This window comes from Amycolatopsis orientalis (assembly GCF_000943515.2).
Taxonomy (GTDB): Bacteria; Actinomycetota; Actinomycetes; order Mycobacteriales; family Pseudonocardiaceae; genus Amycolatopsis; species Amycolatopsis orientalis.
This window is the reverse complement of sequence record NZ_CP016174.1, coordinates 1,261,059-1,273,450: the sequence shown is the minus strand read 5'-3', so window position 1 is coordinate 1,273,450 and position 12,392 is coordinate 1,261,059. Positions and strand designations below refer to the sequence as shown.

The 12,392-nt window shown below is 67.9% G+C and carries 12 protein-coding genes; 5 read left to right on the top strand and 7 right to left on the bottom strand.

Annotation, left to right across the window (positions count from 1 at the left end; genetic code table 11):
- Positions 1-161: 161 nt before the first annotated feature.
- Positions 162-1,448, bottom strand: coding sequence for a PhoH family protein (locus SD37_RS06195; protein ID WP_126737523.1), 1,287 nt, complete (start codon positions 1,446-1,448; stop codon positions 162-164).
- 729 nt (positions 1,449-2,177) lie between these two features.
- On the opposite strand from SD37_RS06195, the gene SD37_RS06190 reads away from it, so the two are divergent.
- Positions 2,178-2,426, top strand: a complete 249-nt coding sequence (locus SD37_RS06190; protein ID WP_044852237.1) for a hypothetical protein — start codon at positions 2,178-2,180, stop codon at positions 2,424-2,426.
- A gap of 58 nt (positions 2,427-2,484) precedes the next feature.
- Here the strand turns inward: SD37_RS06190 and SD37_RS06185 are convergent, their stop codons facing one another.
- Positions 2,485-3,261, bottom strand: coding sequence for an isoprenyl transferase (locus SD37_RS06185; RefSeq protein ID WP_037306485.1), 777 nt, complete (start codon positions 3,259-3,261; stop codon positions 2,485-2,487).
- 131 nt (positions 3,262-3,392) lie between these two features.
- Between SD37_RS06185 and trhA the strand changes: the two genes are divergently transcribed.
- Entirely contained in the window at positions 3,393-4,034 is a 642-nt protein-coding gene (gene trhA / locus SD37_RS06180; RefSeq protein ID WP_044852775.1) for a PAQR family membrane homeostasis protein TrhA, read from the top strand.
- Here trhA and SD37_RS06175 read toward each other — a convergent pair.
- Positions 4,031-4,369 carry a hypothetical protein gene (locus tag SD37_RS06175; protein ID WP_044852236.1) on the bottom strand — a complete coding sequence of 113 codons (339 nt, stop codon included), beginning with the start codon at positions 4,367-4,369 and terminating at the stop codon, positions 4,031-4,033. The genes trhA and SD37_RS06175 overlap by 4 nt on opposite strands.
- A 104-nt stretch (positions 4,370-4,473) precedes the next feature.
- Between SD37_RS06175 and SD37_RS06170 the strand changes: the two genes are divergently transcribed.
- Together SD37_RS06170 and SD37_RS06165 are read left to right on the top strand one after the other, a co-directional pair.
- Positions 4,474-4,845: a pyridoxamine 5'-phosphate oxidase family protein gene (locus SD37_RS06170; protein WP_044852235.1), complete on the top strand. Its 372-nt coding sequence runs from the start codon at positions 4,474-4,476 to the stop codon at positions 4,843-4,845.
- Between the two features lie 36 nt (positions 4,846-4,881).
- Positions 4,882-5,628, top strand: a complete 747-nt coding sequence (locus tag SD37_RS06165; RefSeq protein WP_044852234.1) for a potassium channel family protein — start codon at positions 4,882-4,884, stop codon at positions 5,626-5,628.
- Here SD37_RS06165 and SD37_RS06160 read toward each other — a convergent pair.
- From SD37_RS06160 to SD37_RS06150, 3 genes are all read right to left on the bottom strand, one after another.
- Positions 5,585-7,480, bottom strand: coding sequence for an acyl-CoA dehydrogenase family protein (locus tag SD37_RS06160; RefSeq protein ID WP_044852233.1), 1,896 nt, complete (start codon positions 7,478-7,480; stop codon positions 5,585-5,587). The two genes, SD37_RS06165 and SD37_RS06160, sit on opposite strands and share 44 nt — an antisense overlap.
- 65 nt (positions 7,481-7,545) lie before the next feature.
- Positions 7,546-8,919: a glycoside hydrolase family 28 protein gene (locus SD37_RS06155; RefSeq protein WP_044852232.1), complete on the bottom strand. Its 1,374-nt coding sequence runs from the start codon at positions 8,917-8,919 to the stop codon at positions 7,546-7,548.
- 69 nt (positions 8,920-8,988) lie between these two features.
- Positions 8,989-9,549 (bottom strand): hypothetical protein, encoded by a 561-nt coding sequence (locus tag SD37_RS06150; protein ID WP_044852774.1) that lies wholly within the window; start codon positions 9,547-9,549, stop codon positions 8,989-8,991.
- 182 nt (positions 9,550-9,731) lie between these two features.
- Between SD37_RS06150 and SD37_RS06145 the strand changes: the two genes are divergently transcribed.
- On the top strand, positions 9,732-10,253 hold the full coding sequence (locus tag SD37_RS06145; RefSeq protein ID WP_044852231.1) for a hypothetical protein: 522 nt from the start codon (positions 9,732-9,734) through the stop codon (positions 10,251-10,253).
- A gap of 87 nt (positions 10,254-10,340) precedes the next feature.
- Here SD37_RS06145 and SD37_RS06140 read toward each other — a convergent pair whose 3' ends face one another.
- The gene (locus SD37_RS06140; protein ID WP_044852230.1) at positions 10,341-12,347 is read right to left on the bottom strand and encodes a thioredoxin domain-containing protein; all 2,007 of its coding nucleotides are present in this window, start codon (positions 12,345-12,347) and stop codon (positions 10,341-10,343) included.
- Between the last annotated feature and the right edge of the window lie 45 nt (positions 12,348-12,392).

Below are 12,392 nucleotides of genomic sequence, written 5' to 3'. Positions count from 1 at the left end.
CCGGGCCACGCAACGTTCTCGATCCTCCGTTGATCAAGGTCGCGCCACTCGGCACCTACGGCCTGGCGTTGCTCTCAAAAGCCTGGTCGTGAGTGGTAAGTGCCGTTCTAACGACACTTACCACTCACGACACCCTTGGCACCTCAGGGTGAAAGCGCGCGCTAGCCGTGGTCCTCCAGCATCTCGGTGACCAGTGCCGCGATCGGCGACCGTTCGGACCGCGTCAGCGTGACGTGCGCGAACAGCGGATGCCCCTTGAGCTTCTCGATCACCGCCGAAACGCCGTCGTGCCGCCCGACCCGCAGGTTGTCACGCTGCGCGACGTCATGCGTGAGCACGACCCGCGAAGCCGTGCCGAGCCGCGAAAGCACCGTCAGGAGCACATTGCGCTCCAAGGACTGTGCCTCGTCGACGATGACGAACGTGTCGTGCAGCGACCGGCCGCGGATGTGGGTCAGCGGAAGCACCTCGAGCATGCCGCGGTCGAAGACCTCGTCGAGGACGTCCTGGCTGACCAGCCCGCCGAGGGTGTCGAACACCGCCTGCGCCCACGGCTGCATCTTCTCGCTCTCGGAGCCGGGCAGGTAGCCCAGATCCTGGCCACCGACCGCGTACACCGGCCGGAACACCACGACCTTGCGGTGCTGGCGGCGTTCCATCACCGATTCCAGCCCCGCGCAGAGCGCGAGCGCCGACTTTCCCGTACCGGCGCGTCCGCCCAACGAGACGATGCCGACATCGGAGTCCAGCAGGAGATCCAGCGCGACCCGCTGTTCGGCCGAACGGCCGTGCAGCCCGAACGCCTCCTTGTCACCCCGCACGAGCCGGATCCGCTTGTCCGCGGTGACCCGGCCCAGCGCGCTCGAACTGCCCGCCAGCAGCCTCAGGCCGGTGTGACAGGGCAGTTCACCGACCTCGGGCATCCCGAACTCCGCCGGATCCACGGAAGACCCGCTGAACAGCGCGTCGACCAGGGTCTGCGGCACGTCCACGTCCGCCATGCCCGTCCAGCCCGAGGGCGTCACCTCCTGCGCGCGGTACTCGTCGGCTTCGAGGCCGACGGCGCCCGCCTTGACGCGCAGGGGGATGTCCTTGGTCACCAGCGTGACCGACGCGCGTTCCGCCGCCAGGTTGAGCGCACAGGCGAGGATGCGGTGGTCGTTGGAGTCGGTGCGGAAACCGACCGGGAGCACCGTGGGGTCGGAGTGGTTCAACTCCACCTGCAAGGTTCCGCCGTGCTCGCCGATCGGGATCGGCGCGTCGAGCCTGCCGTGCTGACGACGCAGGTCGTCGAGCATGCGAAGCGCTTCGCGCGCGAACCAGCCCAATTCGGGGTGGTGACGTTTCGCCTCCAGTTCACTGATGACGACCAGCGGGAGCACGACCGCGTGTTCGGCGAAACGAGTCACCGACCAGGGGTCAGAGAGCAGGACCGACGTGTCGAGCACGTAAGTGGACCGCTGGGATTCGGGCGAGATCGAGGCTTTCTCCGGGCCAGGGGCACCGGTCGAAGAACGGCCAGAGGCCTTGCGGGGTGAACGCTGCGCAGTCACGACGGCATCTCCCTCGTGGGCGTGGCACCACGCCCGCACTCGCTGGGCCGGGCACCTCCCTGGCTAACCGCTCCTTCTGACGCTCTCCGCGTCAGTCGGCACGGCCGCGAGGGCCGGGTGCCGGCCCCCTCGTGCATCCACTGGGCGGCTCAGCCGCCCTGTCGACAACCGCCACGACCAGGGCCTCCCGCGAGAGTCCGCATGGGACGCGAACCCTCACTTCCGGAAGGTACCTGCGTCCGGGCGATCGCGCAGGCAGCCACCACGGTGATTCGCCAAACCGTCATCTCACTGTCGGTCGCCTGACACCGACGCCGAGTCACCGTCACGGTGGGTAATGATGATCTCCATTCAGGGACGCTCGTTGACGCGACCTGGTCGGATTAACGCGACAGAGGGCGTTCACCCTACGAGACTCAGGCTTCTACCACGCTTCGTAGCGGAGCGCATTTTGTGACCTGGACAGTGAACCGGACCGAGTGAAGACGGCCATTTCGGGCTCACACAATGGGCTTACGAGACGGTCACAAAGCCTGAATAGCGAGTAATTTTCTCACTGCGGGACACCCCCACCGGATTTCGGTGCCCCCGATCCCTGAATATCTCTACCAAGGAGTGTGCGAAGTGCTGAAGAAGGCTGGTTTCGTTTCCGCCGTCGCCGCGGGCATCATGATGGTCGGCGGAACCGCGTTCGCCGCGACTGGTGACACCACCGGCACCCCGGACCCGACGTTCGGCGACGCCTACAACACCTTCATCGAGGGCGGCGGCGCGCTGGGCTACGGTGCCGCTTCGCTGGTCGCCGGTGCCTACGCGGGCATCGCCACCACCCCGGCCCTGATCCTCCACTCGCTGGAGCACCACCACCACTGATCCTCAGTGTGGACGTCGAAGGCCCCGGAGTGCACGCCGGGGCCTTCGTCATGTCCGGTCAGGAACCGAAGCGCCGGTGCCGCCACGCGTAATCACGCATGGCGCGGAGAAAATCGACCCGGCGGAACGCGGGCCAATACGCTTCGGTGAACCAGAATTCCGAATGCGCGGATTGCCAGAGCAGAAATCCGGAAAGCCGCTGCTCACCCGAGGTGCGGATAATCAAATCCGGATCCGGCTGGCCGGAGGTGTACATGTGTTCGGAAATATGATCGACGTCCAGGATCTTCGCGAGCTCGCGGATCGAGGTGCCCTCGTCGGCGTGCTGGAGCAGAAGCTTGCGGACCGCGTCGGCGATCTCCTGCCGCCCTCCGTAACCGACCGCGACGTTGACCTCCATCCCGGAGCGCCCTTCGGTGCGCTCCGCGGCCGCGCTGAGGGCTTTCGCGACCTCCGGGGGCAGCAGGTCAAGGGCTCCCACGATGCGGAGCCGCCACGGTGTGTGCGGCGCGGCCAGCTCGTCGGTGACGTCGGTGATGATCTTCAGCAGCGGGCTCAGCTCCTCGGCCGCGCGGCCGAGGTTGTCGGTCGAGAGCAGCCACATGGTGACGACCTCGACATCGGCCTCGTTGCACCAGCTCAGGAAGTCGGCGATCTTCTTTGCGCCGGCGCGATGGCCGTCCGCTACGTCGGTGAAGCCCGCTTCGCGCGCCCAGCGACGGTTACCGTCCAGCATGATGGCGATGTGACGCGGATGGCGTCCCTTGGCCTGCTGGATCAGGCGCCTGCCGTAGGCGCTGTACACGACGTCTGACAAGAAGGACCGAAGACTCACGCCACCGGAGGGTACGCACCCCGCGCGTCCCAGTGGGACGCGCCACGGACACTGGCGAAAAACCTACGGTGCCGTAACCTGAGAGAGTGAGCGTAGAGTCCGAACAGCAGCCGTCCGGCCCCGCGCCCTTGGTGGACACCCGTCCTCGTTTGCGTGGCCACATCCACTTCTGGTCCTTCTTCGTCGCAGTCGCCGGAGCGGTGACTCTGATCAGTCTCGCGGCGTCCACTGTGTCGCCTTTGGCCGCTTTGGCCACTTCGGTCTACGGCCTCACCGTGCTCGGCCTCTTCGGCGTCAGCGCCCTTTACCACCGTCGCTTGTGGAGCCCGCGAGCATACGAATGGATGAAGCGCGCCGACCATTCGATGATCTTCCTGTTCATCGCCGGCACCTACACGCCGTTCACCCTTCTGGCGATGTCCCAGCCGACCGGGTACATCGTGCTCGCCATCGTCTGGGGCGGCGCGATCGGCGGCGTCACCCTGAAGATGCTGTGGCCGAACGCGCCCCGGTGGCTGGGCGTGCCGATCTACATCGCGCTGGGCTGGGTCGCCGTCTTCGTCCTGCCCGAACTCGGCTCCCACGCCGGCATCGCCGCGCTCGTGCTGCTCTGCGTCGGCGGGCTCTTCTACACGCTGGGCGCGGTGTTCTACGCCGTCAAGTGGCCGAATCACTTCCCGGAAACGTTCGGCTACCACGAGTACTTCCACGCGTGCACGGTTCTCGCGGCGACGTCTCACTACGTCGCGATCTGGCTGGCGATGTACTCCTAGCCGGCCCGGTACTCGTCCAGGAGCCGGAAGAACACCTCCAGCGGCTCCTCTCCCTCGGCATGCGCCTGAATGGCGAACGCCCAACCAGCGGACATCGACCACCCGAAACGGCTCTGCACCCACTGGGCGAAGGGGCCGTCAGGCCACATCACGGGCTTCTCGTCGATCCCATGGACGTCCAACGCGACGCTGTAGCCGATGAGGATGTTCTCCAGCGCCCGGAGAGAGCCGTCCCTGATCCACATGCCCGGCCGCAGCCTGATCTGGGCAAGGACGTCGTAGACGTCCTGACATCGGTCGATCGGTTTCGGGCGGCCGGCGGACGCGGCTGTCATGACCCGGATTCGACCAGCGTGACCAGGACGGACACAAGCGTGTTCCCTCTGGCACAAGAAAGTGCCTTCTTCCAGCGCCGCGGAACCTCGGCCATGATCACCGCATGACCAAGAACGCCCCGCCCCGCCCCCTCGACGAAACCGCCCTCAGCGCATTCCTCGCCGAGCACACCTTCGGTGCCCTCGCGACCCTCAAGCGCGACGGCCGTCCGCACCTCTCCACCGTCCTCTACGACTGGGATCCCGGAACCCGCGAGGTCCGGATCAGCACGACCGAGGACCGCCTCAAGGTCAAGCAGCTCCGCAACAACCCCACCGCGTCGCTCTACGTCTCCAGCGCCGACCACTGGAAATTCGCGGTCGTGGAAGGAAAGGCGGAACTCTCCGAAGTCACGCGGACACCCGAAGGTGAACGCAGGCTCTTCATTACCCTCAAAACCGACAAACTCTATGGAACGGCCCTCGACATCGCTTAGCGTGCACCTGGAAAAGGCCAGGTGAGGAGACGCCCGATGTGGGAAAAGCGGATGGAGTGGCCGCTCAACGCCGCCGCCGTGCTGTTCCTGGCCGCCTACGCGTGGCCGATCCTCCAACCCTCGATCGGGGACACCGGCCGGCTCTGGTTCGAGGTCGTCACCTGGCTCGCCTGGGCGGTCTTCGCCCTGGATTACGGCGTCCGCCTCAAGCACGCCGAGGACAAACGGGTCTTCCTGAAGAACAACATCTTCGACCTGCTGATCATCGTGCTCCCGCTGATCCGGCAGCTGCGCCTGCTCCGGCTGGTCACCGTGCTGAACGTCCTCAACCGCAACGCCGGCCTGTCGCTGCGCGGCCGGGTCGTGGTCTACACGGTGGGCGCGACGGCGCTCATCGTGTTCTGTTCGGCGCTCGCCGTGCTCGACGCCGAACGCGCCGCGCCGGACGCGCCGATCACCGACTTCCCCGACGCGGTGTGGTGGTCGATCACGACCATCACCACGGTCGGCTACGGCGACCGCTATCCCATCAGCGGCACCGGCCGTATCGTCGCGGTCGGGCTGATGGTGGCCGGGATCGCGCTGCTCGGCGTGGTCACCGCCACGCTGGCGTCGTGGCTGATCCGCCGGGTGGCCGAGGCCGACGAGAACGCGCAGGCCGTCACCCGCGAACACCTCGACGAGCTGACCCGCGAGGTGAAGGCGTTGCGGGCCGAACTCGCCGAGCAGCGGGCCGGGCTCAGTCCCGCAGCATCGGAGCCGCTAGGTACTGCTCGGGGATAGCGAAGGCGTCCACGAGTGTCCGCGCGTGCGGGCGCAGGTCGGCGCACAGCGCGTTCACCGCGGCGGTGACGGCCTTCGACCGGCCGGAGGTCAGGCGGCCGTGTTCGAGGAACCAGCCCCGGTCGGCCTCGATGTTCGCCAGCGCGTAGAGATCGCAGACCCGCTCCAGCAGCTCACGGGCGTCCGGGTCGGCGCAGCGCTCGATGGCGTCGACGAACGCTTCCAGCACCACCCGATCGACGTGTACGCGCCCGGCCCGCAGGACGTGGTCCTGGGCGTCGTTGAAGACGCCGAAGGGATCCGAAGCGGCCTTACGAAGCCTCTGCGCGACGCCGCCGAGCACGTGCTCTTCGCGGTCTTCGAACAGCTTCAGGTGCCACTCGCGCGAGTACAGCACGTCGCTGTCGTCGGCTTCGGTGAGCCGCTCGACGACCTTCCGCGCGGACGTCCGCTCGATCACGGCCTCGACGAACTGCTCGGCCACGAACCGCGCGGTCGCGAGCGGGCTCAGATCCTCGAAGTGGTCCTTGTAGCTGGTCAGCAGACCTTTCGCGACCAGCTGCAGCAGCACGGTGTTGTCACCCTCGAAGGTGGTGAAGACGTCCGTGTCGGCCTTCAGCCCGGCGAGCAGGTTCTCCGACAGATAGCCGGAACCGCCGCACGCCTCCCGCGCGGTCTGGATGGCGGCCGTCGCGTGCCAGGTCGAGACGGCCTTGATCCCGGCCGCACGCGATTCCAGTTCGCGTTGCTCCTCCTCCGGCGCGTCTTCGGCGATGTCGTGAAGCTTCGCGACGAGGGTTTCCTGCGCGAAGTGCAGCGCGTACGACGTCGCCAGCGCGGGCAGCAGTTTCCGCTGGTGGGCGCGGTAGTCGAGGATGACGACCTCCTCGCCTTCCGGTCTCGCGAACTGCCGTCGTCGTTCGCCGTATCGGATGGCCAGCGTCAACGCGCGTTTGGTCGCGCTGCCGGCGCTGCCCGCGACGCTGACCCGGCCGCGGATGAGCGTGCCGAGCATCGTGAAGAACCGGCGGCCGTCGCTTTCGATCGGGCTCGTGTAGGTGCCGTCCTCGGCGACGTCTCCGAAGCGGTTGAGCAGCGCCTCGCGCGGAACCCGCACCTGGGTGAAGGTGAGCCGTCCATTGTCGACGCCGTTGAGACCGGCCTTGCGGCCGCAGTCCTCGATCTCGACGCCCCGAGCCTTCTCGCCGCGGATCGGCACCAGGAACGCGTGCACGCCGCGCGATTCGCCACCGGTGATCAGCTGCGCGAACACCACCGCGAGTTCGCCGTCGCGGGCGGCGTTGCCGATGTACTCCTTCATCGCGCCGCGGTCCGGCGTGTGCACGACGAACTCACGCGTGGCCGGGTCGTAGGTCGCGGTGGTGCGCAGATGCTGGACGTCCGAGCCGTGCCCGTGCTCGGTCATCGCGAAGCAGCCCAGCAGCTCCAGATCCTTGATCTTGCGCAGGTAACGCTCGTGGTGGCGTTCGGTGCCGAGCAACTGCACCGCGCCGCCGAACAGACCCCATTGGACCCCGGCCTTGACCATCAGCGAGAGATCGCCGAAGCCCAGCATCTCGAACGACATCACCGAGCCGCCGACGTCGCCGCCACCGCCGTACGCCGGGTCGAAGCCGAGCCCCGGCCGGTCGGTGCGAGCGAGCAGGCGCAGCCATTCGAGGACCTGGGCGCGGTGCGCTTCGATGTCGAGGGCAGGGTCGCTGGCGGGGTCCTTGAAGTCCTCCGCCGCCATCTGTGCCCGCACCGCGCGGCGGAGTTCCGCCCACCGTCCATCGAGGACGGTGGTGAGCGCGTCCGGGTCGATCTTCGCGGGAAGTCCTGGTGTGTCCACGATTCCTCCGATGCGGTGCGGTCTTCGCCCAGCCTGCCGCACCGCATCGGGGAGCGCAGGACGAATCAGACCGGGCGGCCGTTGATCGTGGTGTTCTCGAACCGCAGGTCGTCGATGTGTTCCAGGGTGTTCTTCGTGTTCGCGACGCCATCGAAGCGGCAATCACTCACCCTCAGGCCATGGACGTGTGAGTTCGGCAACCCCCGCACGTTGAACGCCGCTTGGCCGCATTTCGTACTGGACGAGTTGCTGATGGTGAACGGCCCGAACCGCGGCACGTAGGGGCCGGTCTGGCCGTTGTAGTCCGGGAGGACGTACCCGATCGAGCGCACGAACGTGCCCGAAACCCGGTCGAGGTTGATGTTCTCGGTGAAGCCGCCGCGCAGGGTGTTCGACTTGACGTACAGCGCGTATTTCGTCTCGCCGGTGACCTTGAGCCGGTACGCGTAGACGTCGCGGATACCGCCGGTCTGCTCACTGCCGCAGGTGATCGCGCCCCAGTTGCCGTTCATCACGCAGTCCGCGACGACGATGTTCTGACACGGCACAGCGATCCTGCGCCCGTCCGCGTCGCGGCCGGATTTGAGCGCGATGTTGTCGTCGTGGGCGCCGAGCACGCTGTTCACGATCACCACGTGGTCGCAGGATTCCGGGTCGCACGCGTCGGTGTTGGAGTGGGCCGGGTTCGGATCCGTCTTGACGCCGTCGATCGTGACGTTCCGGCACAGTGTCGGATGCAGTTGCCAGAACATCGGGTTCTTCAGCGTGACCCCCTGGATGAGCACGGTGTCACACGCGTACGGCTCGACGAACGCCGACCGCATGGCGTGCCCGGAGCCGGGAACGACCCGCTTCTCCGGCGGGGTCCCCTTGGCCACCAACGATTCCAGGTACTCGCGGTCCTTGCCCCTGTTCCATGACGACGTGTCGTTCGCGTCGAGCGTGCCCGGCCCGGTCAGCGCGATGTTGGACTCCTTGTAGGCGTAGACCATCGGCGACCGGTTGACGCACTCGATGCCCTCGTAGCGGGTGAGCACGTTCGGGAACTTCGACGCGTCGGAGCCGAACTTGAGCACCGCCCCAGCGGCCAGGTGCAGGTCCACGTTGCTCTTGAGGTACACGGCACCGGTGACGAAGGTGCCCTTCGGCACGACGACGTGTCCGCCGCCCCGCGCGTTGGCCGTCTCGATCGCCTTCCTGATGGCGGCGGTGTTGTCGGTCTTGCCGTCGCCTCTGGCACCGAAGTCGAGGACGGAGTACGTCCGGTCCGGGAAGACCGGGAGCTTCGTCCGCGCGACGATGTCATTGGCCGCGGGCCAGGGAAGCACCGGGACCGGAACCCCGTACGGGGCCGCCGAGGCGGTGGGCGCGAGCATCGTGCTCGCGGCCACCACGACGCCGCCCTTGATCAGCTGCCGCCGGGTGAATCTGCCGTCCATGACGCCTTCTTTCGCGAGAGGACTTCGGTCAAGACGGCGGAATCGGTGACTGTAGGGCAGAACCCGGCCTCAGGAAAGGTCCGGTCCCTGTGAGCGGAGATCGTCGACCTTGGTCATCGCTTCCCGGAGTTCGGCGAGCCAGGCGTCCGCGTGCTCCCCGACCAGCCGGACCGCCCAGGCCAGCGCCTCCGACCGCGAACGCGCGACACCCGCGTCGACGAGGGTGTCGAGTACCAGGCGTTCGGGCTGCCGCAGCCTGGTCATCACCGGTGCCGAATGGGTGGTGAAGAGCCGCCTCGTGCCGCCGAGGCTCGCGCCCCAGGCGACCTTGCGCTGATACCGGTGCTCGGCCTGGCGCGCGATCTCGATGCGCTCGTCGCGCGTCTCCTCCCGGAACCGGCTGATCCGGCCGTCTTCGGCCGCCGCACGGGCGGCGTCGTCGGCGTATTCGCCGGTGAGGGGCTGGAGTTCGCCGACGATGACGATCTCCTCGCGATCCACGGTGACCTCGGGGTCACCGGCGAACCAGCCGTCGGGAAGCCGCCCCCCGAACCACGCCGCCGCGTCGTCCGCCGACGGGATGTCCGCCTGCTGCCAGCCGCCCCGGCCTTTCCAGCCACCGCGTCCCATCTGCCTCGCCGTCCTGAAGTAGGTGTGCATGCTCGCCTCCGCGATTACATGATTACAACGCTACCGACGCTACGCCTGCAATCGTCGAGACACACTCGTGTTCTCGCCCGGCGAAACCCGAGGCAACCTGATGGCCTGCGCGGACGTGTCCCCACCAGCAGTTGACGGAAAAGGGGAACCTCATGCTGAAGAAGGCCATGATCGGCGCGCTCATCGTCGGAGCGGCCCAGCTCGCCGTGATCGCGCCGGCGGCGGCGACCGAAACCAAGGACGTGTCCTGGTTCTTGGCTCCGACCGAAGTCGAGCCCGGTGGGGAGATCTACGCCGAGACTAAGGCCGCGATGGGCGGTTGCGGACCGGCGACCCCGGTGACGTCGCCGGGGTTCGCGGCGCCGCTTCAGTGGACGATCGGCGGCAACTGGGGGAAGACCGCCGGTTACGGCAAGGTCGGCAAGACGCCGGGCAAGTACACGGCGACGTTCACCTGCTCGGACGGGACGAAGACCTCCCGCACTTTCACCATCATCGGAACGCCGCCGACCACGAAGCCTCCGACTACGAAGCCGCCGACGTCCACGAAGCCGCAGAAGCCTGCGAAGTCCACTACGGCCAAGCCGAAGCCGAAGCCGCAGGTCGCGGTGAAGCCGGTCGGGGCCCCGCAGACCGGCGGAGGCGCCTTCGGCCCTATGGGGTGGGAGTGGTGAGCTGACCCCGCGACCGCCGGGACTCGCGCGTGTTATGAACGGGACTTTCATTGCAAATTTTGCAATGAAAGTCCCGTTCATAACACGTCAGGTGAGCTGAGACCGCAGTTCCTCGGCCGTCGTGACCGGACGCTCGCACACGTACCCACGGCACACGTACGCGGCGACCGAGGCGTCCACCAGCGGGCGCTCGGCCAGCAGCGGCACGCCGTCGGCGTCCGGGACCCCGGCGACCACGACGGCTCCGTCCGGCAACGACGCGACAGCCGCGGCCAGCAGATCCGCGCGCGAAGCGGCGTCCGGCCCGACGACGGCGACCTGCACCGGACCGGCCGCGGCGGCTTCGGCGACGGAGAGCCAGTGCCCGGCGAAGCGCGGCGCGTGGGCGGCGAGCCGGCCCGCACGCGCCAGCGCCCGCTCGGCCGCCTCGCGGTAGCGGCCCACCTGATCGTGCCCCGCCAGCACGGACGCGGTCAGCAACGCGTTCGCCAGCGCCGAAGCCCCCGACGGACTCGCGTTGTCGGTCGGGTCGGAAGGCCGCTGCACGAGGACTTCCGCGTCGTCGGCCGTGTCGTAGTAGGCCCCGGGCGAGTCCGGGATGCCGAAATGCGCCAAGGCGAGGTCCAGCAGCGTGATCGCGTCGGCGAGCCAGCGCGGCTCCCCGGTCGCCTGATGGAGTTCGAGCAATCCCTCGGCGAGGCAGGAGTAGTCCTCCAGCACCCCCGCCGTGGTCCCGACGACGCCGTCGCGCGAGGTCCGGCGCAGCCTGCCGTCCACGAAATGGGTGTCCATCAGGAAAGCGGCCGCGCGGGCCGCCGCGTCGATCCACTGTGGACGATCCAGCCGGGTGCCCGCCTTGGCCAGCGCGCCTATCGCGAGCCCGTTCCAGGCGGCGATGACCTTGTCGTCACGGGCGGGCTGAGGACGTCCGTCGCGCGCGGCCAGCAGTGTCCGGCGGACCCGCTCGTAACGCTCCGCGTCTTCGGGATGCGGCTCACGCAGCCGCAGTGTCGAAGCACCGTGCTCGAAATTGCCCCGCTCGGTCACCTGGAACAGCTCCGCCGCCCAAGCACCGTCCTCCGCACCGAGCACCTCGGTGAGCTGCGCGGGAGTCCAGACATAAGTGAGCCCCTCGACGCCGTCCGTGTCGGCGTCGAGCGACGCGGCGAAACCGCCTTCGGCCGTCCCGAGGTCCCGCAGCAGGAATTCCGCGGTCTCTTCGACCGTCCGGCGCGCGTACCCGAGCCCGGTCACGCCGTGGAACTGAGCGTAGAAGCGCAAGAGCAACCCGTTGTCGTACAACATTTTCTCGAAGTGCGGCACTTCCCAGCGCGCGTCGACCGAGTAGCGCGCGAACCCGCCCGCGAGCTGGTCGTTGAGTCCGCCGAGCGCCATCGCTTCGGCCGTGCGCTCGACCATGGAGAGATCGGAACCGGTCCGCTGGTGGTGACGGAGCAGGAAGGTCAGCGCCATCGTCGGAGGGAACTTCGGCGCTCCCCCGAAACCACCCGTCTCGGCGTCGTAGTCCTTCCGCAGCGCCGAGACCGCGGAGCCGAGGGCCTCACCGTCCACAACGGACTCGGGAAGCGGACCGCTCTTCTCCGTGAGATGCGCGATGATCTGCCGGGCACCGGAGCGCAGTTCCTCCGGGCGCTCGGCCCACGCCTCGGTGACCGCGACGAGCAACTGCGAGAACGACGGCATCCCCGGCCGCGGTGACGGCGGGTAGTAGGTCCCGCAATGGAACGGCTCGCCCTCGGGGGTCAGGAAACACGTCATCGGCCAGCCGCCCTGGCCGGTCATCGCCTGCGTGGCGGTCATGTACACCGCGTCGATGTCCGGGCGCTCTTCGCGGTCCACCTTGATGTTGACGAAGTTCGCGTTCATCAGGGTCGCGGTCGCTTCGTCCTCGAACGACTCGTGTGCCATGACATGGCACCAGTGGCAGGCCGCGTATCCGACCGAAAGCAGGATCGGCGCGTTCCGCCGTTTCGCCTCGGCCAGCGCCTCTTCCCCCCAAGGCCACCAGTCCACCGGGTTCTCGGCGTGCTGCAGCAGGTAGGGGCTGGTCGCGGCCTTCAGGCGGTTCGACATGTCTCCAGGGTCGCACGCCGAAAAGCAGGAGCGCACGACGGCCGA

Bases quoted from the DNA above. Each gene is read 5' to 3' on its own strand.
- SD37_RS06150 (WP_044852774.1), bottom strand. From the start codon at position 9,549: ATGGGACGCGGTGGCTGGAAAGGCCGGGGCGGCTGGCAGCAGGCGGAC.
- SD37_RS06165 (WP_044852234.1), top strand. From the start codon at position 4,882: ATGTGGGAAAAGCGGATGGAGTGGCCGCTCAACGCCGCCGCCGTGCTG.
- SD37_RS06155 (WP_044852232.1), bottom strand. From the start codon at position 8,919: ATGGACGGCAGATTCACCCGGCGGCAGCTGATCAAGGGCGGCGTCGTG.
- SD37_RS06145 (WP_044852231.1), top strand. From the start codon at position 9,732: ATGCTGAAGAAGGCCATGATCGGCGCGCTCATCGTCGGAGCGGCCCAG.
- SD37_RS06175 (WP_044852236.1), bottom strand. From the start codon at position 4,369: ATGACAGCCGCGTCCGCCGGCCGCCCGAAACCGATCGACCGATGTCAG.
- SD37_RS06140 (WP_044852230.1), bottom strand. From the start codon at position 12,347: ATGTCGAACCGCCTGAAGGCCGCGACCAGCCCCTACCTGCTGCAGCAC.
- SD37_RS06170 (WP_044852235.1), top strand. From the start codon at position 4,474: ATGACCAAGAACGCCCCGCCCCGCCCCCTCGACGAAACCGCCCTCAGC.